Below are 25,479 nucleotides of genomic sequence, written 5' to 3'. Positions count from 1 at the left end.
TGGAGATGACAAATGAAAGCGCGACGCATCTTTGCAGCCTTGCTGGCTGTATCGCTTGTCCTGGCACTTCCCGCTTCCGCGAGTTACGCGTGCGGGAACGATGGTTATAGCCAGCCAAGCGGCGACGGCAAATGAAATGGTTGTGTGACCAGCACCAGGCAGAACACCAGGCAGAACAATAGACGCAGCAGGACCACAGAAGCCCGGGTTTCTACGTGAAACGCCGGGCTTAGCTTTATCCTCGCCGCGGCCGCGCGCGAGTCATCAGCGACCCGGTAAGTGCGGCACGCCTTCGTTGCTTGTCACGCTCAACTGATGGATTGTCCTGTGCGCCTTGTTCAACTGCGCCTGAGCGGCGATGCGTTGCGCCTCGAGCTGCGCCACGTCCTTGCGCACCTGATGCTGGCGCGCGCTCACGCGGTGCTCCTGCTCCGTGTGGCGCTGCAAGTCGACGCGCAAACGCTCGGCTTGCGCCTCCGACTGTTCGATCTGTTTCGTGAGCATCGCGTTTTGTGCCGCTAGTTGGGCGAGCCGCGTTTCGCCATCGGCGAGACGCGTCGCCTGCTCTTCGAGATGATGAAACGCTGCGCCGGCCGCATCGAGATCGGTGGCCCGCAGGGCATGCCAGAGCGTGTTGTCCTGATGCAGGGTCACGAAGTAGGCGAGCGTGGGGCCATGAAACATCAGCGTCACCGCATAGTCGAAGCTGCGGAACACGCGGAAGGTCACGAGTTCGTTCGCGGCGGCGAGGGCTTCGAACGAAGCGCCGTCGGCGAGCTGCACGGGCCGGTTGGAGAGGTGCGCGGGCACGGCCGGCACCGCGTGCAGCGTGGAGACCGGGCGCGACGCCGCGGCGGTGTCGGACGGGCTCGGGGCCAGCGCGCCGGTTTCGGCGGCAGGGTTGGCGTCGGTGCTCGCGGACCGTTCGGCGGGCGCGTCGCACTCGACTGCGGCATCCTCGCTGAGTGTGGCTTCGTGCGGCGCCTCGTGCTCGACGGCGACGAGGTGGGACGCGCCGCTCGGGAGCACGGCGCTACGGCGATTCAGGAACGACTTCACGGCGTTTTCCCCCAAATGTCATGGTAGACATCGCGGCGGCCCGGGCATAAAGGCGGCGGGCCGTGGCGGTCGGCACGCGGTCGAGGTGGAGCGGCTTACAGTGGGATGTCCGCTACGCCATGGCCTGTGATGCGCTGGCGCTCAGTGCAGCGGGCGCCTGCGGCGCGCAATATCGTCGAAGAGCGCGGGGCCGGGCTCGAGCGCGAACAGCCAGGTTTCGTCATAGCCGCTCAGGGTGTCGAGCGCGTCGCGCAGGCGCTCGACCACGACGGCCGGAATCTCGACAGTGGCTTCCCGGCCCCCGGACAGCCGGGCGATACTGGCGTGCTGGATCAGTTCGTCCGCGGCTTCTGCAACGTCGGCGGCAAAGACGAGATGGTTGTTCAACAATTCAACGAGGCCAGGCGATGCCGCGACGTCTTCGACGTTGATCTGCACAGAAAGGAAAGTGGCTTTGTTCATCCTCGGATTCCTCACGGACGTTGCACCACAGCGAGAGGCCTTTCGTCTGATTATCTGATGAGAGCAGCAAGAGCCAGTATAGGCGAGGGCGCAAGCGGGTGCGCCGTGCGTGCGCAGGGCATCCGTAAGCGTTCTGCGGGCCCCGGGCGGGCGATGGCGGCGCGCGGCCTGCGCGCGAAAAAAGGCCGTCACCCACGGGACGATATAATGGGGGCCGTTCGCCAATTCCGGCTCAATCAGGGTATCGCAGGCGAACGCCAGCGGCCCCACGCGCATTCAAATACGTATCCCTGTCGTACGTAGCGAGGAACCAGCGAGGTACAGCAAGATGAATCGACAACGGCGAATCCCGGGCACGTACGCGGCACTGGCCGCGCTCACGCTCGCCTGCAGCGCCTGCAGCACGCTCATGCCCCCCTGGGAGAGCGCACCGGGTCCCGCACCCGCCATGACGTCCAACGGCGTGCCCGCCGGCTATTACCGCGTGAACCCCGGCGACACGCTCTCGCGCATCGCCGGCGCCTATGGCCAGCGCCCGCAGGACCTCGCGAACTGGAACCAGCTGCCGCCGAACTCGCAGGTGCTGCCCGGACAGGTGCTGCGCGTGGCGCCGCCGCCGAGCTATGCCAATGTCGCCCCGCCGCCGCCCGCCTATACCAATGCCGCGCCCGCGGCCGCTGGCGTCGCCGCGCCCGCGCCGGTCGGCATCGCGCTGGCATGGCCCGCGCGCGGCCCGATCCTGCAGCGCTTCTCGCCGGGCAAGTCCAACGGCATCATCATCGGCGGCACTCAGGGCGAGCAGGTCAAGGCCGCAGCGGCAGGCCGCGTGGTCTATGCAGGCACGGGCATCGAGGCCTATGGCCCGCTCGTCATCATCAAGCACAACGACCAGACTGTGACGGCCTACGGCCACAACAGCAAGCTGCTCGTGAAGGAAGACGACGCCGTCGCGCAAGGCCAGCCGATCGCCGAAATGGGCGTCGACAACGAAGGCATCCCGGGCGTGGTGTTCGAAGTGCGCAGCGACGGCAAGCCGGTCGATCCGCTGCAACTGCTCCCGCGTTAAACACGCGCACACGGCACCATCACGTGCCCACGCGCCGGGTCCCTGCGCACCCGGCGTGTCCAGGCGGTTGGCGCGTTAGCCCCGGCTTCCCACTACGCGCCGTTTGAAAATACACTCGATGGTTTCCACGCCGCGCAACGCGGCGGAACGCGCCGTGCGCGCACGGCCATTACGAGGATGCCATCCGCATGATCGATCTGCGTAGCGACACCGTTACCCGTCCGGGCCAAGCCATGCTCGCCGCCATGACCGGCGCCGAAACCGGCGATGACGTCTGGGGTGACGACCCCACCGTGCTGCGCCTGCAGGCGCGCGTGGCCGAAGAGGCCGGCAAGGAGGCGGGGCTGTTCTTTCCCAGCGGCACCCAGAGCAACCTCGCCGCATTGATGGCGCATTGCGCCCGCGGCGACGAATACATCGTCGGCCAGGCGGCCCACACGTACAAATACGAAGGCGGCGGCGCGGCGGTGCTCGGCAGCATCCAGCCGCAGCCGCTCGAGAACGCCGAGGACGGCACGATCGCGCTGGAGCGCGTCGCCGCCGCGATCAAGCCGATCGACGATCACTTCGCGCGCACGCGCCTGTTCGCGCTCGAGAACACCATCGGCGGGAAGGTGCTGCCCGCGGCTTATGTCGCCGAGGCCACGCAGTTCGCGCACGGCCGCGGCCTCGCCACCCACCTCGACGGCGCGCGCGTGTTCAATGCGGTGGTGGCGTCGAATCAGCCGCTCAAGGCGCTGGCCGAGGGCTTCGACTCGGTGTCGATCTGCTTTTCGAAGGGGCTGGGCGCGCCGGTCGGCTCGGTGCTGGTGGGCAGCAAGGCGCTGATCGACGTGGCGCACCGCTGGCGCAAGGTGCTGGGCGGCGGCATGCGCCAGTCGGGCGTGCTGGCGGCGGCCTGCCTCTACGCGCTCGATCACAACGTGGCGCGTCTCGCCGACGACCACGCGAATGCCGCGCGTCTGGCCGCCGGGCTCGCGCAGATCGACGAAGTGAAGGTGGCGTCGGTGGCCACCAACATGGTGTTCGCGCAGTTTCCGCAGGCCGATTGCGCGCCGCTGGAGGCGTGGCTCAAGGAGCGCGGCATCCTCACGCAGATGCTCTATGCGTCGCGCTTCGTGACGCACCTCGACGTGAGCGCCGACGATATCGACACGTTCCTCGCGGCGGTGAAGGGCTACTTCAAGCGCTAACAAGAACGCGGGCGGGGTGCGTGCCGCTTGAGATTACGGCGCGCGCGCCATGGCGCACGGCTTGGCTTGCCTGGGCAGACATGCGCGCTCAGGCGGGGCGCTCGCCGCACTCACGCATGCAGCGCCACCGTCCGTTTGTCGCTCACTGCTTCACCTCGCGATGCGACGGCGCGAACAGCCGCAAGCCGCTCACCACGCTCGCCGCCGCCGCGAATGCGGCGCCAAGGCCCAGCGCCAGCGTCGGCCCATGCGTGCCCGCAATCCCGAAGCACAACGCCACCAGCGCCGCGCCCGTCGTTTGCCCGAGCAGGCGTGAGACGGCGACGGTGCCGCTCGCGCCGCCGCTGCGCTCGGGCGGCGCGGACGACATGATCGCCTTCAGGTTCGGTGACTGGAAGAAGCCGAAGCCCGCGCCGCAGATCGACAAGCGGATCACGATGTCGGCCAGGCCCGGATGCGCGGGGAGCATCGCGAGCGAGGCCATGCCGGCCGCGAGGATCGCGAGGCCGATCGCGCCCAGCAGGCCCGGCGGATAGCGGTCGGAAAGCCGTCCCGCAATGGGCGCGGCAGCGGCCACGACCACGGACCAGGGCGTCATCAGGAAGCCGGTCTCCACCTGGCTGCGCATCAGCACCGTTTCGAAATAGAACGGCAGCGAGACGAATGCGAGGCCCTGTGCCGCGAACGAGCACATGGCCGTCAACGAAGAGAGCGCGAACACGGGCCGCCTGAACAGGTCGACGGGCAGCATCGGCGCGGGATGGCCGGCTTCGCGGCGGATCAGCAGCGCGCCGAACACGAGCGCGGTGACCGCCGCCACGGCCACTTCCTTGACCGGCGCGCGCTGCGCCGCCTCGCCGAGCGCGAAGATCAGCGCGGCGAAGGTCACGAGATTGAGCAGCGCGGCGAGCGGGTCGAAGGCATGCTTGCCGCGCTCCGTGTGCGGCAGCGCGGGCAGCGCGAACACGAGCGCGATTGCCCCGAGCGGCACGTTGATCCCGAAGAGCCAGGGCCAGGTGCCCGCCGAGAGGATGATCGAGGCGATGGTCGGACCCACGGCGAACGAGACGCCGACGATCAGCGCGTTCATGCCGAGCCCCCGCCCGAGCCGGTGCGGCGGGTAAAGGAAGCGGATCAGCGCCGTGTTGACGCTCATGATCGCGCTCGCGCCGAGCCCCTGCAGCACACGCGCGCCGGCCAGCGCCGTGAGCGTGGGCGCGAGCGCGCAGGCGAGCGACGCCACCGTGAAGATGGCGAGCCCGCTGATATAGATGCGCCGGTGGCCGATGATGTCGCCGAGCGCGGCGAGCGGCAGCAATGTCGCCACCATCGCGAGCTGATAAGCGTTGATGATCCAGACCGAGGCGGCGGGCGCCGCGTGCAGATCGGCGGCGATGGCGGGCAGGGCGGTATTGGCGATGGCGGTGTCGAGCGTCGCCAGCGCGACGGCGAGCATGATGGCGGCCAGTGCGCGACGGTTTCTTGGCGACATGGGCGCGTCGGCGCGCTCGGTGAGGCTTTGCGCGGTGCGGGTGTCGGACACGGCGGATCTCGGGTGATGCGAAGCTTGGGGCACGTACGCGCGAACTTGGCGGGCGCGGCGCGGGCAATTCGCGATTGTTGCAGACGCGGCGCGATTCTGCAGCGCACGCTTCAAAGCGTGAGCTGCTTGTAAGGTGCCGTGGAAACCGGCATTCCATATGCGGGCGCGCTCACAACAACACCCTTGCCACAGCGATTCAAATGCAACTAACAGCCAAGAGCGCTCAATGCCCGCGAGCCGCCCGCGAGCCGCCCGTGCGTCGCGCATCCGCGTGAGAGGCGATGCGGAGCACGCATGCCGCGCCGCCGCACGCCACCCAAAAATGTCCTACTCTGCAAACTGATCCGCGCCTGCCCAGCTGCCGCATGTGCTCGCATCCGCTCTCACGCAGCGCGCCGTTTTCCCGGGAGATATTCGATGACAGCAGTGGGTCTTGAATTCGACCAGTTGAAAAGCAGTGCCGACGCCCTGCGCCGTTCCGTGTCGAACCGCATGATGTACGGCGTCGGCAAGGACGCCGTGACGGCGCGTCCGCAGGACTGGCTGCATGCCGCCGCGCTGGCCGTGCGCGACCGCCTCGTCGAGCGCTGGATGGTGACCACGCGCCGCCAGTACGACCAGGACGCCAAGCGCGTCTATTACCTGTCGATGGAGTTCCTCATCGGCCGCACCTTCTCCAACGCGCTGCTCGCGCTCGGCATCTACGAGCCGATGAAGGAGGCGCTCGCGGGCCTCGGCGTCGACATGGAATCGCTCATCGATCTCGAGCCCGATGCCGCGCTGGGCAACGGCGGCCTCGGGCGCCTTGCCGCGTGCTTTCTCGATTCGATGGCGACGCTCGGCATTCCGGGTTTCGGCTACGGCATCCGCTACGACTACGGCATGTTCCGGCAGCAGATCATTAACGGCGAGCAGGTTGAGGAGCCCGACTACTGGCTGAGCTCAGGCAACCCGTGGGAGTTTCCGCGCCCCGAGGTGCAATATCCCGTGCACTTCGGCGGACGCACGGTGCAGAGCAACGGCACCGTGGAGTGGATCGAGACCGAGCACGTGAACGCGATGGCCTACGACACCATCATTCCCGGCTATGCGACGAGTGCGACCAACACGCTGCGCTTATGGTCCGCGCGCGCCGCCGAGGAGCTCGACCTCTCCGCGTTCAACCAGGGCGACTATCAGCGCGCGGTGGAGGCGCGCAATGTTTCGGAGAACGTCTCGCGCCTGCTCTATCCCGACGATTCGACCATGGCGGGCCGCGAGCTGCGCTTGCGCCAGGAGTACTTCTTCGTTTCGGCGACGATGCAGGACCTGATCCGCCGCTACTTGCGCACGCACAGCACGTTCGGCCGCTTCTCCGAAAAGGTCGCGGTGCACCTGAACGATACGCACCCGGTGCTGGCGATTCCCGAGCTGATCCGCCTGCTCGTGGACATCCATCACATGCCCTGGGACGAGGCGATGGGCCATGTCAAGCGCGTGTTCTCGTACACGAATCACACGCTGATGCCCGAAGCGCTAGAAACCTGGGATGTCGAACTATTGGCGCGTCTGCTGCCGCGCCATCTCGAGATCATCTTCGACATCAACGCCGCGTTCCTGCGCGAAGCGAGCGAGAAAGGCGCGCACGATCTCGACTTCATCCGCCGCATCTCGCTCGTCGACGAATACGGTCAGCGGCGCGTGCGCATGGCGTATCTCGCGATCGTCGCGAGCCACAAGGTGAACGGCGTCTCGAAGCTGCACTCGCAGTTGATGACGCACCATATCTTTGCCGACTTCGCACGGCTCTTTCCCGAGCGCTTCACCAACGTGACCAACGGCATTACGCCGCGGCGCTGGCTCGCGCAGGCGAGCCGGCCGCTTGCGCGGCTCGTGGACGAGACCATCGGCACGCACTGGCGCACCGATTTGTTCGAGCTCGGCGCGCTGCGCAAGCTCGCCCGCGACGCGGCGTTCGAAGAAGCGTTTCGCGCGGCCAAGCGCGAGAACAAGGTGCGCCTGATCCGCAAGCTCACCGCGCGCACCGGCCTCGCGTTCAATCCCGACGCGCTGTTCGACATGCAGGTCAAGCGCATCCACGAATACAAGCGGCAGTTGCTCAACGTGCTGCATGTGATCACGCGCTACAACCGCATCGTGCAGGAGCCCGAACGGGATTGGGTGCCGCGCGTGGTGCTGTTCGCGGGCAAGGCGGCCTCGGCTTACCGCATGGCCAAGACCATCGTTCGCCTCATCAACGACGTGGCGGAGAAAGTGAACCACGACCCTGTCGTGGGAGAGCGCCTGAAAGTGGTGTTCGTGCCGAACTATGGCGTGAGCGTGGCCGAAGTGCTGATTCCCGCGGCCGATCTTTCCGAGCAGATCTCGACGGCGGGCACGGAGGCGTCGGGCACCGGCAACATGAAGCTCGCGCTCAACGGCGCGCTCACGATCGGCACGTTGGACGGCGCGAACATCGAGATCGGCGAGGCCGTGGGCGCGGATAACATCTTCATCTTCGGCAATACGGCCGATCAGGTCGATGCGCTGCGCTGTGCCGGCTACCGGCCGCGTCAGCTCTACGAAGAGAACGCCGAGCTGCGCATGGCGCTCGACCAGATCCGCCGGGGTTTCTTCTCGCCCGGCGATCCGGCGCGCTATGCGGAAATCTTCCACACGCTGGTGGACTGGGGTGATCACTACATGGTGCTAGCCGACTACGCGTCGTTCGTTCTGGCGCAGGAGGCCGCGGACCGGCGCTTCGTGGACGTGCCCAGCTGGAACGCGAGCGCGATCGAGAACGTGGCGGGCATGGGCATGTTTTCGTCGGACCGCGCGATTGCGGAGTACGCGCGCGAGATCTGGCACACGAAGCCGATCGACACGGGGCGCTGACCCGCGCCTCGGCGCGCGTCAGCCATGCGGTTGCCCGCGGACCGGTTGCGGATCGACCGCGGGTCTACTGCAGATTTACAGCGGATTTACTGTGCGGCGGGGCGCGCCGCGCTCGCCTCGGCGCTGGCGGCCTTGGCCGCGCGCACGGCCTGCTCGACGCGCTCGAGGAAGGCAAGGTCGTTGCTCCAGACCGCTTCGCGGGATTCGCCGCCTGTCACCACGAAGAGCTGGTGTTTGGCGTCCTGCCAGATCCACGCGAGCCAACCCACCACCACCATCATCACGCCGCACCCGAGCCCGGCTCCCGAGCCATACGCGCCGCCCACGGCGGCGAGCGCCACGCCGATCAGCGACAGCGCGATGGGCAAGCTGCGATTGCGCTGCCCGGCGACGACGCGCAAGTCGTCGATGTCGCGCAGCGCAAAGACCTGGCCCGCTGCGGAGAGCGCGGTGCGCGTGACCGAGACGCCGGCTTCGTTGAAAGGGAGTTCCATCGGTTCGATCGCTGCGAGGGGAAAGGGCGCAGCGTACCAGAAGCGCGCGCGAGACGGCAGACTGCACGCCGCCGCGGGCTGGCGGGCAAGCCCGCCGTGCCCGCCGCACGGTGTGCGGACGCCCGCCGCGGCGGGCGCCATGCCGTGCGTGCTTAGAACTTGTGGCGGATGCCGACGCGCACCGCGACCTGGTTCTGCGAGCCGCTGCCCGACGGCGCGAAGATGCTCGACGACGAATCGCCGATCTGCGCCTGGACCGGGGCGCCCTTGTAGGTGCCCGATGCGTCTTCGTAAGCCACGAGCGCGTAGACGTCCGTGCGCTTGCTGAGCGCGTAGTCCGCCGACGCGTTGACCTGGTTCCAGTGCGCCGTGAAGAGGCCCGATGCGCGCGAGTACGTATAGCCCACCGCGCCCGTGAATGCCGGCGTGAACGCGTACTTGGCGCCTGCTTCGTAGGCGTTGTAGAGCGTCGAGGAACCGGTGACCGGCGCGAAGCGCGTGTTGGTCCACAGGAGCCACATCGTCGCCGGGCCGAACACGTAGCGGCCGCCGAAGCCGAACGAGCGCAGATCGCGGATCACGCCCGTGCTGCTGCCGGTCGTGTTGACGTTGGCGAGCGAGGTCGAGAACGTCGTGGGCGATGCCGCAGCCGGGTAGGTGATGTCGGTGTACGCGCCGCCGAGGCTGAACGGACCGTATGCGTAGTTCGCACCGAAGCTGTACGCACGCGACGAAGCCGTCGTCGTGCCCGCCGGGGAGCCTGCGAACGAGGTCGTGTTCGAGAAGCCATAGAGGCCGCCGAACGTGAAGCCCGAGAAGTTCACGCTCTGAAACTTGACCGAGTTGCTGATGCGGCTGGACGTGAGCTGGTCGACGTCGTTGACGTGGTAGGCCCAGTTGCCCGAGACCGTGTTGCCGCCGGTCGAGTACTGCCCACCGAGCACGTCGGTGCTGAACGAGTACTGGCGGCCGAACGTGAGCGAGCCGATGTCGCTCTTCGTCAGGCCAACGAACGCTTGACGGCCGAACATCGAGTTGCCCTGGCCGGCCGTGCCGTTACCGACGTTGAAGCCGTTTTCGAGCACGAAGATCGCCTTCAGGCCGCCGCCCAGGTCTTCCGAGCCGCGCAGGCCCCAACGGCTGCCTTGCGCGACGCCGTCGCCGAACGTGAATGCCTTCGAGCTGCCTTTCGTTGCGTTCTGCGTGTGGTTGATGTAGTTCACGCCCGCATCGATCAGGCCGTACAGGGTCACGCTGCTTTGCGCATGGGCTGCGCCGGCAAACGTGGTCAGAATAGCGGTGGTCAGAATCTTGTTTTTCAACTGTTTCTCCGGGTAAAGGACGTATGTCTCCGGCGCTCTGGTGGGCCGGTTGATGCGACGCGCTGCAATTTAAGGGTCGGCCGCGAAAGAAATGTGACAGTAAGGATGTGCAGGCAGAATGTCGCCTTGGTGTGGCGCGGATGCGACAAAGGGCTTGCGAGCGGCTTCAAGCGGCCACGAGCCGCGCCGGGACTGGCTCGGCAGGAATTTGAAGGGGGGCGATGCGGTGCTGGAACCGGCGAAGACCGGCTTATGAAATTTTCTGCTTTGAATAATCCAAAAACGTATATGGATTATCGATTTACCTGGCAATGCGAATTAATCGACAGAGAATCTTTCCGATGCGCAGCACTGGCTCATGTCAGGACACGAGCCAGTGCGCTTAAAAAACTTCAGAGCGAGAGCAGCGATCCTGTGCGGATCTGATATAAGAGCGCGGCGTGTCAGGCAGGTTAAATATGCGCATTATCAAATGTCGTGCGATAGAATATGGGGAAATGTAAATTCTGGCCGCTCCTGTTGAATTTGAGTTTTTATAGCTGATACCCTCGGTGCGTATGAAGCCCTGTGGCTAATCATTCGAAATTCAACAGAGGTGAAACGAATATGCCTATTCCAGCGTACATGTGGCTTAAAGACGATGGCGGTGCGGATATCAAAGGTTCGGTCACGGTGCAAAGCCGCGAGGGGAGCATCGAAGTAATTGGATTCGGCCACGGTGTGAATCTGCCAGTCGATAGCAAAACTGGAGACATTACCGGATCACGCAATCATTCCCCCATGCACATTGAAAAGGAGTTTGACGCTTCAAGCCCTTATCTTTACAAGGCCGTTGCGACTGGGCAATCGTTGAAGTCAGCAGAGCTAAAGTGGTATCGAATCAACGATGCGGGCAAGGAAGAAGAGTATTTCATCATGCTTCTTGAGAGCGTCAAGGTGGTTGGCGTCAATCCGGGCATGGCTAACACCAAGCTTGCCGGAATGTCTCAACTCAATCACGTTGAGTCGATAGGGTTGATGTATGAGCGCATCACGTGGCATTACAAGGACGGGAACATCAAGTTCACGGACAGTTGGAATGAACGGTCCTGACCATGGCGATTCAGGGGAAATTCGTCGTCAATAACCATCCGCTTTCGACTCTTGTAATGTTTGGGGTAGGAACGTTTCCCGCTTTCTCGGGAAATGACATCTATCGCAACCGGAGCGGATGCACAGCCGTGCCCGATAGCGGGCCTATCCCTGCCGGAAAATATTGGATCGTTGATCGTCCCTCAGGCGGCATTCGCTCACAGGTGCAAGCGTGGGCAAAAGACATGGGTAACTCAATCATCGGCAGTCCAACCCATCACAATGAGTGGTTTGGTTTGTATCGAGACGACGGCGTTATCGATGACTACACTTGGGTAAACGGGGTGAAGCGCGGCAATTTTCGTCTGCATCCTGCCGGTGGGGCCGGGGTGTCGTTTGGATGCATCACGTTGCCAAGCTATTCGGACTTTCAGACCATCAGGAGAGCGCTGTTGCTGACGACCAGTATTTCTGCAGCCAATTCTGGACTAACGGCCTATGGCTGGATAGAGGTAATTGCGAATGGCAACACTTGTCCGTAGGATATCTAAAGTAATCTTGTTTGTGGGCTTGTTTTTAGTATCGATGCGATTCATTCATACCTATCCATTGCCGATGCCGGTCAATCAGCAGCACTACCTGATTGCGATATCGCAAATGTTCGGCGTGAGGGACTACGATGGCTTCTATCTTTCAGCGGTGGCGCTCGTCAATTTGATAGTGGCCAGCATTGAATATGCGCTCATTATGAAAGTCTGGAAGTACGTCAGTGTGAGACGCAAGGATGTAGCCGCGCCGTAGGCGGCAAACGCGGCACTTGGCGGGTGTTCCAAAAAAGGCTTGTCGAGGCCAAGGGCGGGCCGGAACTACCTGATTTACCGATGGCGTCGCACCCCGAGGGGGAGCGACGCCTGTTTCAGAGCGAGAGCAGCGATCCTGTGCGGATTGGCTTGTCGCCCGCAATGCGCGCGATCTCCATGCCGGCCGTTGCGAAGCGCGCGCTATGCCGCGCATACATCACGCCGCTCACGCTCGCGTGCAGCGTGGTCAATGCGTCGGTGAGCGGGTCAACGATGTCGGCGACCGGCGCACCGGCTTCGATCCACGCGCCACATTCGGCGCGGAACACGATCACGCCGCTCGCGGGCGCGACGATCGGCTCAGTTCCCGCGAGCGGCGTGGCCGGATGCGCGAGCGGCGGCAGCGGGGCCGCCGTGCCATCGATCACGCCGCGCTCGATCAGGTAATCGACGATGGCCTGCGCATCGCGCTCGGCGAATTCGTGCGAGACGTCGCGCTGGCTGCGCAGCTCCACGGTCACGGAAATCGAGCTATGCGGAATCGGGAAGCGGTGGCCGAAGCGCTCGCGCAGCTCCGACCAGCAGAAGCTGTGAATCTCGTCGAACGGATTGCCGATCGAGTTGAGCGCGAGCAGCGATGCCTTGGCGTCCAGATAGCGCGCGAGCGGCTCGACCTCGGGCCAGAGCTCGGGATTCGTGTAGATGTGCAGCGCGGCCTCCCAGTCGCAGTGCAGGTCGAGCACGATGTCGGCGTCGTAGGAGAGGCGCTGCAGCGCGAGGCGCTGCGATTCGATCTCGGTCTTCGGCTTTTGCGCCGCGAGCGCCTCGCCCATCGCGGCGCGGATTGCCGCTCGGTTTGCATCGGCGTCGGGACCGAGGCGCGATTCGATCTGCGGCAGCACGAGCGCCGTGAGATCGTAGAAGTTGCGATTGAAGTTCTGCGCGGTATTCGACTCGAAGCGGCCGATGAGATGGCCGAGCCAATGCTGGTTAAGGCCGACGGGGTTCGCCACCGGCACGACCACGATCTCGCCGCGCAGGCGGCCCGCGGCCTCGAGCGCGGCAAGCTTGCGCCGCAGCGCCCAGGCGGCGAGCATGCCGGGCAGTTCGTCGGCATGCAGGGACGCTTGCACGTACACCTTTTTGCCACCGGGTTGGCCGCTGGATTGACCGTAGTGGAAGCTCGTGATCTGGCGCGCGGTGCCGAGTGCGGGCGCGATCAACGGATGGTGGTGGGTTTGCATGATGGGCTCGCGCGGCGCGCTGGGGCGCACGGTGCGTTTAGGGTGTGAGGGTATGAATGGCCCGAACGCGGGCCTGTGCCCATGATCTTAGCCGATCTGCGCGATGCGCTGAATGCGGCTGGGTGGCCGGCGTCTGCCGCTGCTGCGGGCATCCTCCACTGTGGGCAGCGCAATAGCGCAAACGATTGCGAGACTGGCGGACAATTTTTCCGATTAATTTGTATCGCTAAATAAATGGGGATGCGCAAGCGTTGTCTTTTCCAGGCCATTAAGAAAGCGATATTGGTACGCGAACAAGATCTGAAAATATTTCGTGGACCTTCCATTCAGAACCCTTGGCCGGGGCCGATAACTCGCTCGGACCCGGCTAGAAAGTCGGCAATAACAAGGGGTGATGGGGATGAACCGGTTTTACCGCGTGGTATGGAATACGAGCACCGGCGCCTGGCAGGCGGTCACGGAACTGGCGCGCACGACGGGCAAGCGCGGCGTGCAGTCGGCACGCGTCGCGCATGCGGTTTTCGATCCGCTGGAGAGCGCAAAGCGCTTCCTGCGGCCGGCGTTGCTGGCTTGTCCGGCGGTCTTGTTGTTCGCGCTGAGCGGGACGAACGCATGGGCCGTGGTTGCGTCGACGACGTATAACGTGGCTGGCGGCCTGGGCATGGGCGGCGCCCCGGGCACGCTGGGCGCGGGCGGCGGAGGCACCACCTTCACAGGCTATAGCGGCGGCGGGGGCACCTGGCTCGGCAGTTCGGCCAATGCTCAGGGCGCGGGCGGCGCGTTGCCCGGCTCGCCAGGCGGAGCCGGCACGGCGGCCTGGACGACCAGCGAAGGCACCACCACGGTAACCAATGACGCGGTCGGCGGCGGGGGCGGCGGCGGGGCGGGCGCGCCGGGCCCGGTGGCCGGCAACGGCGGAAACGGCGGCAACGGCATTGTGATCAATGGCGCGACCGCGGGTGGCCTGACGATCCAGCCGGGTGTGGTCGTCGCGGGCGGCGGTGGCGGCGGGGGCGGGAGCGACGGCATGATGTTTCTTCCGGGCGTGTCCGGCGGCGCGGGCGGCGCAGGCGGCATCGGCATCCAGGTGCTCTCGGCCGCGAGCGATGCCTCGATCACGCTCGGCTCCGGCGCGTGGGTCACCGGCGCGGGCGGCGGAGGCGGCGGCAACACCGGTATCGGCGGCGGTCAGGCGGGTGCCGGCGGCGCGGGCGGCATCGGCATCTCGGCGAACGGGGTGAGCATCGTCAGCAACGGCGGCAAGATCACGGGCGGTGACGGCGCCAGCGGCGGCGCGGGCGGCGCGGGCGGCACGGCGATCAGCGGCAACGGCCTGAGCGTCACGAACACGGCCGGCAGCACGATCAGCGGGGGCAACGGCGCCAGCGCGACCGTCGGCGTAGTGTTTATCGTCGGCCCAATTGCCAGCGGCAACGGCGGCAATGGCGGCAACGCGCTGGCCGGCAACGACATGACTGTCGTCAACAGCGGCACGATTAGCGGCGGCACGGGCGCGAACGGCACGGCATTGCCTTTCCCTTTCCCTCTCGGCGGGGCGGGCGGCACGGGCGGCGCGGGCGTGATCGGCAACAACCTCACTATCACGAACAACACGAGTGGTGTCATCCAGGGCGCAGCGGGCGGCACCGGCGCCAGCAGCGGCGCAGGCATTGTCGGTTCGTCGCTCACGATCACCAACGACGGCATCATCAGTGGCGGCACGTCCGGCGGCGTGCAAGCGAGCGCGATCGACTTCACGGGCGGCACGAACGCGCTCACGATCGGCACGAATTCGGTCATCAACGGCATCGTGGAACTGGGCGCAGGCGTGAGCGCGACCATCGGCAGCACGCAAAGCGGTGCCACGCTCGGCCCAATCACCCTCGACGACAGCGCATCGCAGGTGAACTTCGCGGGCACCACGCTCAACGTGAACGGCGCGATCTCCGGCATGGGCCAGGTCAGCGTGCTGCCCTCCGCCGAGGTGACGCTCAGTGCTCAGAACCCCTATACGGGCGCCACGACGATCGACGCGGGCGGCACGCTCGCGCTGACTGGCGTGGGCAGCATCGAGAATTCCTCGCTCGTCGACGATCTCGGCACGCTCGATCTCACCAACGTGACGGGCAGCGCGTCGCTCACGCGGTTTGTTGGCAGCGGCAACGTCGTGCTCGGCAGCAATAGCCTCACGATCACGAACGCCACTGCCGGCGATACGTTCTCGGGCACGATTGGCGGCAGCGGCAATGTCAGCCTGACGGCCGGCAGCGAAGCGCTTGCTGGCGTCAACACCTACACCGGCGCGACGAACATCCTCCAGGGCGCGACGCTCGCGCTCACGGGCAACGGCAGCATCGCCAGCTCGCAGGCGGTGGATGTCGAGGGCACGTTCGACGTTTCGAACTCGGCGGCCGCGGCGGTGAAGAGCCTCAGCAGCACGGGCACGACCGGCACCGTCGTGCTCGGCAGCCGCACGCTCACGCTGACGGGTTCGAGCGCCGCCGCGACTTACGGCGGCGCGATCACGGGCGCGGGCGGCGTTACCGTGAGCGGCGGCACGCAGACCTTCACGGGCGCGAATACCTACAGCGGCGGCACGACGCTCACCGGCGGCGCGCTCGTCGTGAACGCCGACAGCGGCCTTGGCGCGGCAACGGGGGCGCTCACGCTCAACGGCGGCACGCTGCGCTGGGGCAGCGCGTTCGCGCTCGCAGCCACGCGCGCGCTCACGCTCGGCGCACAGGGCGGCACCTTCGACACCAACGGCCACGCCGGCTCGATCGCACAGGCCATCGCGGGCACCGGGGCGCTCACCAAGATCGGTGCCGGCACGCTCACGCTCAGCGGCGTCAACGCCTACACCGGCGCGACGTCGATCCTCGGCGGCACGCTCGCGCTCGCCGGCGCGGGCAGCATCGCGAGCTCGAGCATCGTGAGCGATTACGGCACGTTCGACATTTCGGCCACCACCAACGGCACGACCGTGGCAGGCCTCGTCGGCACCGGCAACGTCGTGCTGGGCGCGCGCAACCTCAACGTCGTCAACGGCTCGACGACGTTCGACGGCTCGGTCAGCGGCACCGGCCAGATCCTCAAGCAAGGCAGCGGCCAGCTGATCCTCAACGGCAACAGCTCCGCCTTTACCAACACGACCGACATCTCGGGCGGCACGCTCGAAGTGGGCGACATCGACCACACGAACGCAGTGCTCGGCGGCGACGCGAACGTCGTCGGCACGGGCACGCTGCGCGGCCACGGGACGATTCTCGGCAACGTGACGAACAGCGGCACCGTTGCGCCTGGCGGTTCGATCGGCACGCTCACCGTGAACGGCAATTACACACAGGCGAGCACGGCGACGCTGTCGATCGAAGTGAGCCCGACGGCGGCTTCGCAGCTCAAGGTGAATGGCAGCGCGACGCTAAACGGCGTGCTCGCGATCACGTACGATCCCGGCACCTATTCGGCGACGCAGTACACGGTCGTGTCGGCGGCGAAGGGCGTGAGCGGGCAGTTCACGCACGTGACAGGCACGCTGCAGAACGGCGCGAATCTGGGCACGTTGACGTCGTCGGTGGCGTATGACGCGAACGGCGTCGATCTCGTGCTGGCCAACAGCACGTCAACGCCGACCACGCCTGCGACGCCCACGACGCCCACGTCGACGACATCCACGACTGCAGCGCCCACGTCCACGGCGCCCACGACAACGACGCCCAACGATCCGCCCGCGCCGACGACGCCGGTCGTCATCGCGCCGAGCGACACGAGCATCTATACGGCGCTCGGCACGGCGACGGTGCTCAACGCGCAGGACGCGAGCGCCGCGCTGCTCGAGCGCGCGGGCAATGCGCGCGCGGCGGCGGGCGCATCACCGGCGGCGTGGATCGACGCTACCGGTACGCAAACGAAGGTCGGCGGCAGCGCGGGCGAGCCCGGCTTCCAGGCGAACCGCTACGGCTTCCTTGCGGGTGCCGAACATCGCCTCGGCGACTACACGCTCGGCTTCGCGGGCGGCTACTCGCACACCGATCTCGACGAATCCGGGACCGGCGATTCGGGTTCCGTCGACACGCTGCGCGCCGCGTTCTACGGCAGCCGCTGGCTCGGTCCGGTGGACGTGGCAGCGACCGTCGGCTACGGCGTCGATTTCCTCTCGCAGAAGCGTCCGTTCGTGGGCGTGGGCACCGCGCAGGGCGATCACATCGGACAGGAGTTCACGACCGGGGCACAGGCGAGCCTGCCGCTTACGCTGGGCAGCTTCGTGCTCACGCCGCGCGTGGGTCTGCGTTACGCGTACTTCCACGCGAACGGCTTCGGCGAGAGCGGTGCGGGAGGCCAGGATCTGCAGGTGGGCACCGACAACGTCCACAGCCTCCAGCCGTATGCCGAAGTGACGCTCGACAAGACCTTCGGCGACGCGCTGCGGCCCGTGAACGTGCAGCTGCGGCTCGGCTATGCGCACGAGCTGCTCGACGCGGGCCGCGCCGTGAGCGTGGCGTCACAGGACGGCACGATCTTCACGGCGCCGGGCACGAGCCTGCCGCGCGGCTATCTCACGACCGGCATCCGCGTGAGCATGCAGCCGATGAAGAACCTCGACGTTTCGCTTGGCTACGACGCGCTCATCAATACGACGCACGCTTCGGCACAGGCGGGATCGCTGCAGGCGACGTATCGCTTCTGATCCGCGATCTCGCCGCGCCGCGGGCCAACCGCCTCGAGCGCGGCGAGCTTGCGGCGCGGCGCAGTGAAGTGGAAATGAAAAAAGCCCAGACCGGATAAGTCTGGGCTTTCTTCCAACGGCCAAGCCGTGACCGCGTCTTCACGCGGGCGCGGCTTCGTTGCAGTGCTTAGCCGCCGTACACGTCGAAGTCGAAGTACTTCGACTCGATCTTCTTGTACGTGCCGTCCTTGATCATGTCGGCGATGGCCTTGTCGATCTTCGTCTTCAGGTCGGCGTCTTCCTTGCGCAGGCCGATGGCGGCCGCGCCCGTCGGGATTTCCTTGCCCGCGAACTGGAAGCCGGCGCCACGCGGCGTCTTCAGGAAGCCGAGGTCGGCTTGCACTTCATCCTGCAGCGCTGCGTCCAGGCGGCCCGAGAGCAAGTCGGCGTAGACCTGATCCTGGTTCTGGTAAGGCACCACGTTCACGCCCTTGGGCGCCCAGTTTTCCTTCGCGTAGGTTTCCTGGATCGTGCCCTGCTCGACGCCCACCGACTTGCCCTTGAGCGAGTCGGCGCTCGGCTGCAGGCTCGAGCCCTTCTTGGCGACGAGGCGCGTCGGCGTGTTGAACAGCTTCGCCGAGAAGGCGATCTGCTCTTCGCGCTGCGGGGTGATCGTCATCGAGGACAGCACGCCGTCGAACTTCTTGGCCTTCAGGCCCGGGATCATGCCGTCGAAGTCCTGCTCGACCCACACGCACTTCGCGTTCAGGCGCTTGCAGATCTCGTTGCCGAGGTCGATGTCGAAGCCGACGAGCTTGCCATCGGGTGCCTTCGATTCGAACGGCGCGTAGCTCGCGTCGACGCCGAAGCGCACGGTGGTCCAGTCCTTCGCGTGGGCGACGCCGGCCGAGACAGCCAGCAGGGCAACCGACAGGGTGGCAAGCAGTTTTTTCACTATGTGTACTCCTCGGTATGGTTCAGGGCGCGCCGCGTGCGGTCGTGCCGCCGCCGCGCATGATTCCGGCACGGCTCGCGCCGGAACTTTCGTTGGGCTCGCTGGCTTGGGAGCGAGCGGCGGCGCAAAGCTTACCCGGTCAAAATTGCTGCGTCGCTAGTGTAATACCGGATAGCGGGATTCGATGCGCTGAACGTTCGTTCGCACGCCTCTACACCGGGGCGCAAAGCCTTGCGGGACAAGGCGCTCGGGGTCAGGGGCGAGAGCCGCCGGCAGCGCCGGCGAGGGCGATTGCGATGCTCCGCCGCAACAGTCTGAAGAATGCGCGCGGTGCATGAAGGGAAGTTGAAAACGAAACGATGGCGTACCGTTGGTTTCGTTGTCAGGTACGCCCTTGTTACACCATGCCGCTTTCGCAGTGCAGCATCTGCAGCGCATGCGAATGCGGCATGGAGCGCGCACGAATGCGCGCTGTGCTCAGACCATGCGTGCGCCCGCGCGGTACGTCGCGCGCGGCACCGGCAGCGTGTCGAGCATCGTCACGCGCACGAAATCCGCGCGCAGGCCGGGCTCGATCGCGCCGCGGTCGGCGAGGCCCGCCTTGCGCGCCGGCTCCCACGAGACCGTGGCGAGCGCGCGCGGCAGCGTCCAGTCGGCCTTGGTCACGAGATCGAACGCGGCGGTGAGCAGGCTCGACGGCACGTAGTCCGACGAGAGGATGTCGAGCAGGTCCGCCTGCGCCAGTTCGAGCGCGGAGACGTTGCCCGAATGCGAGCCGCCGCGCACCACGTTCGGCGCGCCCATGATCGTGGCGATGCCGCGCTTTTTCGCCTCTGCGGCTGCCGCGCGCGTGGTCGGGAATTCAGCGAGCACGATGCCTTCCGCCGCCGCCTGCTCGACGTGCTCGACGAGCGTGTCGTCGTGGCTCGCGAGCGGGATGCTGCGCGCGCGGCAGCGCTCGACGATCTCGCGGCGATGGGCGTCGGCATAGCGCTCCTGCTCGGTGGCCATCTCGGCGAGCATGGTTTCGGCCTGCTGGTCGGTCCATTTGCCGTGGCGCTCCTGGAAGCGCCGCCATTGCGTGCGGTCGTGCCACTGGCGCTGGCCAGGCGTGTGGTCCATCACCGAGGCGAGGCGCAGGAGCGGGTGCTCGCTCAGCAGGTCGAAAAGCTCGATCACGTCTTCGGTCGCGATCTCGCAGCGCAGGTGCAGAAAGTGCTCGGCGCGCAGCAGCTTGCGCTCCGAGAAGCGCGAGAGCGCGGCGGCGCTCGCGAGCTGCACGTCGCGGCCGCGCACGCCCACGGCGGCGCGCGTGCCGATGGCGAGCGCATCGAACACCGTGGTGATGCCGGCGGCGGCGATCTGCGCGTCGTGGATCACGAACGCGGCGTCGGTGTTCCAGTGCACGCCGGGGCGCGGCGCGAGGTGCTTTTCGAGGTTGTCGGTGTGCAGCTCGACGAGCCCCGGCAACAGGAAGTCGCCTTCCCAGTCCTGCGCGTCGGGCGCGGCGGTCGTGCCGCGCGAGATCTCACGGATCGTGCCGTCTTCGACACGCAGCGTGCCGGTGAAAACTTCGTCTCGCGTCACGATGCGAGCGTTCTTGATCAACATCGTCGGGCTCCGGAAATCGGGTCGTAATACCGTACTGGCAGCGCTTCTAGCGTGCATTCAAAGGTGATTTTGCCTGCCGCAAATGACAGGCCGTGGCTTTTCAAGGCACTTTCAGGCCATTTCAGCGACCGGCGCCTGCGCCTGCGGGGCGGTGAGCGCCAGCACGCGCGTGGCCACGCGCTCGCGCGTGTCCTCGTCGTGAAAGACGCCGACGATCGCCGCGCCGCGCTCGCGCGCCTCCACGATCAGGCTGGCGACCACCGCGCGGTTTTCTGCGTCGAGCGAGGCCGTGGGCTCGTCGAGCAGCAGCACGCGATGCTGTGCGATCAGCCCGCGTGCGATGTTCACGCGCTGCTGCTCGCCGCCCGAGAAGGTAGCGGGCGCCAGCGGCCAGAGGCGCCGCGGCACGTTCAGGCGCGCGAGCAGCGTTGCGGCTCGTTCGCGCGCTTCATCTTCTTCCACGCCGCGCGAGACGAGCGGCGCGGCGACGATATCGAGCGCGGATACGCGCGGAATCACGCGCAGGAACTGGCTCACGTAGCCCACCACGTTGCGGCGCAGGCGCAGCACGTCATGCGGCGCGGCGCCGGCGATCTCCAGATGCTGCCCGGGCACCGCTTCGTCGCGAATGGCGATCGAGCCGCCGCTCGCGAGATAGTTGCCGTAGAGGCAGCGCAGGAAGGTGCTCTTGCCCGCGCCCGAGGGGCCGACCAGCACGACGCATTCGCCGCGCTCCACGTCGAGCGAGACGCCCGCGAGCGCTTCGATGCCGATGCCGCCCTGGCCGTGCAGCGTGAAGGTCTTGCGCACGTCTTCGGCGCGCAGCATGAGTGCGGGGCGCTCGCCGAACGCGCGCGCGATCGATGGATCGGGAGTCATGGCTCGTCCTATACCGGCAGCACGGAGGCCACCAGAGTTTGTGTGTAGGGATGCTGAGGATCGTCGAGCACCTGGTCGGTCAACCCCGCTTCGACCACGGTGCCGCCTTGCATGACCATCAGGCGGTGCGCAAGCAGGCGCGCGACGCCGATGTCGTGCGTGACGATCAGCACCGAGAGATGCAGCGTCGTGGTGAGCGTGCGCAGCAGGTCGAGCAGGCGCGCTTGCACCGATACGTCGAGGCCGGCGGTGGGCTCGTCCATGAACACGAGGCGCGGGCCCGTGACGAGATTGCGTGCGATCTGCAGGCGTTGCTGCATGCCGCCCGAGAATGCCGCGGGCAATTCGTCGATGCGCGTGGCGTCGAGCTCGACGCGCTGCATCCACTGCTGCGCGCTCTGGCGGATGCGCCCATAGTGGCGCGCGCCCACGGCCATCAGCGGCTCGCCGATGTTGGCGCCCGCCGAGACGCCGGCGCGAAGCCCGTCGCGCGGATTCTGCTGCACGAAACCCCATTCGGTGCGCGCGAGCAGGCGCCGGCGCGGCTCGGAAAGCGTGAGCAGGTCGAGCGTTTCGCCGTTCGCGTTCACATACTGCAGCGCGCCGGAGTCGGCCGGGGTGCGCAGCGCGAGCGTGTTGAGGAGCGTGGTCTTGCCCGAGCCCGATTCGCCGACGATGCACAGCACCTCGCCGGGATACAGGTCGAAGCTCACGTCGCGGCAGCCGTTGCGGCCGCCGAATTGCTTCGTGAGGTGGCGGGCGCGAAGGAGTGGCGTGAAAGCCGGCGTCATGCGTGTTCTCCTGATGGCAATGCCTGCGCGCTTGCCTGCGCGTTGTCCTGCGCGTTGTCCTGCGCGTTGTCCTGCGCGTTGTCCTGGTTGTCCTGAGTTTCCCGCCGCGTATGGCAATAGTCGCTGTCCGAGCAGACGAACATGCGCTTGCCCGCATCGTCGACGATCATCTCGTCGAGGAAGCTCTCGCGCGAGCCGCACAGCGCGCACGCGTGCTCCCAGCGCTGCACTTCGAACGGGTGATCGTCGAAGTCGAGGCTCTTCACCGGCGTATAAGGCGGAATCGCGTAGATGCGGCGCTCGCGGCCCGCGCCGAACAACTGCAGCGCCGGATTCATGTGCAGCTTGGGGTTGTCGAACTTCGGAATCGGCGAGGGCGACGTGAGATAGCGGCCATTCACAGTCACCGGGTAGTCGTACGTCGTGGCGATGCTGCCGTGCTGCACGATGTCTTCATAAAGCTTCACGCTGATGAGCCCATAATCGGCGAGCGCGTGGAGCTTCTTGCATTCGGCCACGCGCGGTTCGAGCCGGAACAGCGGCTCGGGCATCGGCACCTGGTAGACGAGGATCTGCTTCTCGGTGAGCGGCGTTTCGGGAATGCGGTGACGCGTCTGCACGATCGTCGCGTCCTGGGTGCGGCGCGTGGTGGCCACGCCCGTCGTGCGCGCGAAGAAGCGGCGGATGTTGACGGCGTTCGTGGTGTCGTCCGAGCCCTGGTCGATCACCTTGAGCGTGTCGTTCGCGCCGATGATGGCCGCCGTCAGCTGGATGCCGCCCGTGCCCCAGCCATATGGTAACGGCATTTCGCGCGAGGCGAACGGCACCTGGTAGCCGGGCACGGCCACCGCCTTGAGCAGCGCGCGGCGGATCATGCGCTTGGTCTGCTCGTCGAGATACGCGAAGTTGTAGCCCTGGGCCGCCTGGGTTTCGTGCGAGGCGAGCGTGGTGTCGAAGGTATCGGGCGCGTTCATGCGGCCTCCCCGGATGGCATGTCGCCGCGCGCTTGCTGCGCGCGCAGGCGGCGCACGAGTTCGAGCTCGGCCTGGAAATCCACGTAATGCGGCAGTTTCAGGTGCTGCACGAAGCCCGAGGCTTCCACGTTATCGCTATGCGAGAGCATGAATTCGATGTCCTGGGTGGGGGAGGCCAGCGTTTCGCCCAGCTCCTCGGCACGCAGCGCGCGGTCGACTAGCGCCATCGCCATGGCCTTGCGCTCCGCGTGGCCGAATGCGAGACCGTAGCCTTGCGTGAAGGCGGGCGGCACGTCCTTGCTGCCCGCGAACTGGTTGATCATCTGGCATTCAGTCAATTCGATTTCGCCGATCTCGACCGCTTCGCCCAATTCGTCGAGCACCATTTCCACGGCCACCGAACCAAAGCGGATCTCGCCCGCGAACGGATGCGAATGCGCATAGCCGCGCTGCGTGGCGTAGCCCATCGCGAGCAGGAAGCCTTCGTCGCCGCGCGCGAGGTTCTGCAGCCGCACGGTGCGGTCGGCGGGAAACGCGAGCGGCTCGCGCGAGAGGTCGCCTGGCTCGCCGGCCTCGCTCGACGGCGTTTCCTGCTCGATTAAGCCTTCTTTGTCGAGCAGCGTGACCACGCGCGGCATCGACGCTTGTTCGTTCGATGCGCTGCGTTGTGCATGAGGCAGGGTAGTCGATTCGGTATCCGAAGCATCGTCGCCTTCCGCGAGCAGCGCGAAATCGAGCAGACGCTGCGTGTAGTCGTAGGTCGCCCCCAGCACCTGGCCGCCGGGCACGTCCTTGAAGGTGGCGGAGATGCGGCGCTCGACGGCCATTTGCTCCGTTTCCACCGGCAGCGTGTAGCCGAAGCGCGGCAGCGTCGTGCGATAAGCGCGTAGCAGAAAGATCGCCTCCACGAGATCGCCCGCAGCCTGCTTGATCGCGAGCGCGGCAAGCTCCTCGTCATAGACCGAGCCTTCGGCCATCACGCGCGCCACGGCAAGGCGCATCTGTTCGCGGATCTGCGCGACGCTCAGCTCGGGCACGCGCGTATCGCCGCGGCGGGCCTGGTCGAGCAGGCGCCACGACGCTTCGATCGCGCGCTCTCCTCCTTTGACGGCGACGTACATCAGCTCACCTCCACGCGCGTCGTGCGCGGCAGGCCCATGATCTGGGCGCCGCAGACGAAGTAGAAGTCGATGCCGCACGGAAAGAGCGGCGCGAGCCCGGCGCGATCTTCCCAGAAGCGCACGGGCAGGCCGGCCGGCGCGATGACGTGCGTCGACTCGATGCCGGGCCCGCGCAGCGTGATGGGTGCGCCATCGATCAGGGAATCGACGCGCACGAACACCGTGACCGATTGCTCCGGCGATTCGGGCGTGCCGCATGCGAACGTGTCGAGCGGCGGCAGCGCGGCGGCGTCGTGCACGTAAGCGAAGGCGGCTTCGCGCGGCGTGCCCGTGAGCGGGGCGTCCGCGTGAAAACGCAGCGCGGACGCCAGCGCGGCGTCGGGCTGCGCGAGCCACACGGGCGTGGCGTAGTCGCAGAGCGTGAGCAGCGCGGCAAACACCGCGAGACCCGCGCGCGGTGCGCCCGATGATGAGGCGCTCTCGCTCGTCGCGGCGGGCAGCGGCGTCTCGATCGTGGCGATCGTGCCGGGGCGCGAGAGCGCGCCGAGCAGCGTGCGGAACACGGTCTGGGTGTCGTGGACCGGATCGGCGAAGCCGGGCGCGAGCGTATCGAGCGACTCGTGAAGGGCCGCCTGCCTGCCGGACGTACCGGGCATATCGGGGATGCTGGGTTGTTCGTTCATGCGTCGCCTCGAACCATCGTGAAGAACTCGACCTTCGTGCTGGCGGTCTCGTTGCGTTGCGCGGCGCGTTGAGCCGCCAGGCGTGCCGCGAGCGGCTCAATCAATTGCGTCTGGAGCCGGGCGTGGTGCTCGGGCTGCTGCAGGAGCGCGTCGGCGAGCGCGGCGAGTTCGGCGCGGCGCTTGTCGCGGCCCAGCAGGCACGCAACGCCTACGGTGGCGCCGCTGCCGCCCTGCGCGCGCAGCCGCAGCGTGGCGCGCGTGACGGTGGCTTCGCCGAGATTGAAGGCGTTGCCGGTGCCGCCGACGCGCCCGCGCACCATCGCGAGCCCGGTCTGGGGCGGGCGCAGCCAATCGAAAGCCGGCGCGCATTCGCTGCCGAGCGCTGCGGTGAAGGCCGCTTCGAGCTCGGCGCGCGGGGTGCGCGCGAGAACCGCCATCCAGGCGCGCCGTGCGGCGGACGCGGCGGTGGGCGGGACGGAAGATGCGTTCATCGGAGTTCCTGTGTCGTGAACGAAGGTGTACATTGAAGCATCTACTCATCTAAACGTCTAGATGTTTACACGGGCAGCAACAGTGTGAGCGCAAGGGGAACGTTTTCATATTTCCATCACGCCATGCACACTACAATGCGCAAGCTACACCCCATATTGGAACCGGGAGGAATGACAGCA

At 66.5% G+C, this 25,479-nt stretch carries 21 protein-coding genes; 7 read left to right on the top strand and 14 right to left on the bottom strand.

Annotated elements, in window-relative coordinates; translation table 11 throughout:
- Positions 1 to 264 precede the first annotated feature (264 nt).
- Together EYW47_RS03635 and EYW47_RS03630 are read right to left on the bottom strand one after the other, a co-directional pair.
- Positions 265 to 1,059: a DUF2968 domain-containing protein gene (locus EYW47_RS03635; protein WP_133193491.1), complete on the bottom strand. Its 795-nt coding sequence runs from the start codon at positions 1,057 to 1,059 to the stop codon at positions 265 to 267.
- A 141-nt stretch (positions 1,060 to 1,200) separates the two neighbouring features.
- Positions 1,201 to 1,521: a hypothetical protein gene (locus tag EYW47_RS03630; RefSeq protein WP_133193490.1), complete on the bottom strand. Its 321-nt coding sequence runs from the start codon at positions 1,519 to 1,521 to the stop codon at positions 1,201 to 1,203.
- A gap of 328 nt (positions 1,522 to 1,849) precedes the next feature.
- Here EYW47_RS03630 and EYW47_RS03625 point away from each other — a divergent pair, with 328 nt between their 5' ends.
- Entirely contained in the window at positions 1,850 to 2,587 is a 738-nt protein-coding gene (locus tag EYW47_RS03625; RefSeq protein ID WP_133193489.1) for a peptidoglycan DD-metalloendopeptidase family protein, read from the top strand.
- A 188-nt stretch (positions 2,588 to 2,775) separates the two neighbouring features.
- Complete coding sequence (gene ltaE, locus EYW47_RS03620; RefSeq protein WP_133193488.1) at positions 2,776 to 3,780, top strand: low-specificity L-threonine aldolase; 1,005 nt, start codon at positions 2,776 to 2,778, stop codon at positions 3,778 to 3,780.
- A 142-nt stretch (positions 3,781 to 3,922) separates the two neighbouring features.
- Here the strand turns inward: ltaE and EYW47_RS03615 are convergent, their stop codons facing one another.
- Positions 3,923 to 5,272, bottom strand: coding sequence for an MFS transporter (locus EYW47_RS03615; protein WP_133193619.1), 1,350 nt, complete (start codon positions 5,270 to 5,272; stop codon positions 3,923 to 3,925).
- A gap of 468 nt (positions 5,273 to 5,740) precedes the next feature.
- On the opposite strand from EYW47_RS03615, the gene EYW47_RS03610 reads away from it, so the two are divergent.
- On the top strand, positions 5,741 to 8,197 hold the full coding sequence (locus EYW47_RS03610; protein WP_133193487.1) for a glycogen/starch/alpha-glucan phosphorylase: 2,457 nt from the start codon (positions 5,741 to 5,743) through the stop codon (positions 8,195 to 8,197).
- Positions 8,198 to 8,283: 86 nt separating this feature from the next.
- On the opposite strand, the gene EYW47_RS03605 is transcribed toward EYW47_RS03610, so the two are convergent.
- Positions 8,284 to 8,691 (bottom strand): DUF6232 family protein, encoded by a 408-nt coding sequence (locus EYW47_RS03605; RefSeq protein ID WP_133193486.1) that lies wholly within the window; start codon positions 8,689 to 8,691, stop codon positions 8,284 to 8,286.
- Between the two features lie 152 nt (positions 8,692 to 8,843).
- On the bottom strand, positions 8,844 to 10,013 hold the full coding sequence (locus EYW47_RS03600; RefSeq protein WP_133193485.1) for a porin: 1,170 nt from the start codon (positions 10,011 to 10,013) through the stop codon (positions 8,844 to 8,846).
- Between the two features lie 606 nt (positions 10,014 to 10,619).
- On the opposite strand from EYW47_RS03600, the gene EYW47_RS03595 reads away from it, so the two are divergent.
- From EYW47_RS03595 to EYW47_RS03585, 3 genes are read left to right on the top strand one after another with little or no spacing between them, the layout of a single operon-like run.
- Positions 10,620 to 11,105, top strand: a complete 486-nt coding sequence (locus EYW47_RS03595; RefSeq protein WP_133193618.1) for an Hcp family type VI secretion system effector — start codon at positions 10,620 to 10,622, stop codon at positions 11,103 to 11,105.
- A gap of 2 nt (positions 11,106 to 11,107) precedes the next feature.
- On the top strand, positions 11,108 to 11,626 hold the full coding sequence (locus EYW47_RS03590) for a DUF2778 domain-containing protein (RefSeq protein ID WP_133193484.1): 519 nt from the start codon (positions 11,108 to 11,110) through the stop codon (positions 11,624 to 11,626).
- Positions 11,607 to 11,885, top strand: coding sequence for a hypothetical protein (locus EYW47_RS03585; RefSeq protein WP_133193483.1), 279 nt, complete (start codon positions 11,607 to 11,609; stop codon positions 11,883 to 11,885). Before EYW47_RS03590 ends, EYW47_RS03585 begins: the two co-directional genes overlap by 20 nt.
- Before the next feature lie 115 nt (positions 11,886 to 12,000).
- Here the strand turns inward: EYW47_RS03585 and EYW47_RS03580 are convergent, their stop codons facing one another.
- Positions 12,001 to 13,128 (bottom strand): succinylglutamate desuccinylase/aspartoacylase family protein, encoded by a 1,128-nt coding sequence (locus EYW47_RS03580; RefSeq protein WP_133193482.1) that lies wholly within the window; start codon positions 13,126 to 13,128, stop codon positions 12,001 to 12,003.
- 400 nt (positions 13,129 to 13,528) lie between these two features.
- Between EYW47_RS03580 and EYW47_RS42370 the strand changes: the two genes are divergently transcribed.
- A complete protein-coding gene (locus tag EYW47_RS42370) occupies positions 13,529 to 17,815 on the top strand; it encodes an autotransporter domain-containing protein (protein WP_133193481.1) in 4,287 nt (1,428 codons plus the stop codon).
- A gap of 166 nt (positions 17,816 to 17,981) precedes the next feature.
- Here the strand turns inward: EYW47_RS42370 and EYW47_RS03570 are convergent, their stop codons facing one another.
- The 8 genes from EYW47_RS03570 to phnG form a co-directional block, all read right to left on the bottom strand.
- Complete coding sequence (locus EYW47_RS03570) at positions 17,982 to 18,749, bottom strand: ABC transporter substrate-binding protein (protein ID WP_133193480.1); 768 nt, start codon at positions 18,747 to 18,749, stop codon at positions 17,982 to 17,984.
- Positions 18,750 to 19,226: 477 nt separating this feature from the next.
- Positions 19,227 to 20,360: an alpha-D-ribose 1-methylphosphonate 5-triphosphate diphosphatase gene (locus EYW47_RS03565; RefSeq protein ID WP_133193479.1), complete on the bottom strand. Its 1,134-nt coding sequence runs from the start codon at positions 20,358 to 20,360 to the stop codon at positions 19,227 to 19,229.
- Positions 20,361 to 20,471: 111 nt separating this feature from the next.
- Complete coding sequence (gene phnL / locus EYW47_RS03560; RefSeq protein WP_133193478.1) at positions 20,472 to 21,239, bottom strand: phosphonate C-P lyase system protein PhnL; 768 nt, start codon at positions 21,237 to 21,239, stop codon at positions 20,472 to 20,474.
- Positions 21,240 to 21,247: 8 nt separating this feature from the next.
- Entirely contained in the window at positions 21,248 to 22,030 is a 783-nt protein-coding gene (gene phnK, locus EYW47_RS03555; RefSeq protein ID WP_133193477.1) for a phosphonate C-P lyase system protein PhnK, read from the bottom strand.
- Complete coding sequence (locus tag EYW47_RS03550; protein WP_240763509.1) at positions 22,027 to 23,004, bottom strand: alpha-D-ribose 1-methylphosphonate 5-phosphate C-P-lyase PhnJ; 978 nt, start codon at positions 23,002 to 23,004, stop codon at positions 22,027 to 22,029. Before EYW47_RS03550 ends, phnK begins: the two co-directional genes overlap by 4 nt.
- Positions 23,001 to 24,125, bottom strand: coding sequence for a carbon-phosphorus lyase complex subunit (locus EYW47_RS03545; protein ID WP_133193476.1), 1,125 nt, complete (start codon positions 24,123 to 24,125; stop codon positions 23,001 to 23,003). Before EYW47_RS03545 ends, EYW47_RS03550 begins: the two co-directional genes overlap by 4 nt.
- Entirely contained in the window at positions 24,125 to 24,781 is a 657-nt protein-coding gene (phnH, locus tag EYW47_RS03540) for a phosphonate C-P lyase system protein PhnH (RefSeq protein ID WP_240763529.1), read from the bottom strand. Before phnH ends, EYW47_RS03545 begins: the two co-directional genes overlap by 1 nt.
- Positions 24,782 to 24,804: 23 nt before the next feature.
- Positions 24,805 to 25,299, bottom strand: coding sequence for a phosphonate C-P lyase system protein PhnG (phnG, locus tag EYW47_RS03535; RefSeq protein ID WP_133193474.1), 495 nt, complete (start codon positions 25,297 to 25,299; stop codon positions 24,805 to 24,807).
- Positions 25,300 to 25,479: the final 180 nt, after the last annotated feature.

Origin of the sequence: Paraburkholderia silviterrae, assembly GCF_004353915.1 — a bacterium.
Taxonomy (GTDB): domain Bacteria; phylum Pseudomonadota; class Gammaproteobacteria; order Burkholderiales; family Burkholderiaceae; genus Paraburkholderia; species Paraburkholderia silviterrae.
Note: the sequence above shows the minus strand (reverse complement) of the source record. Positions and strands in the feature narration are given on the sequence as shown.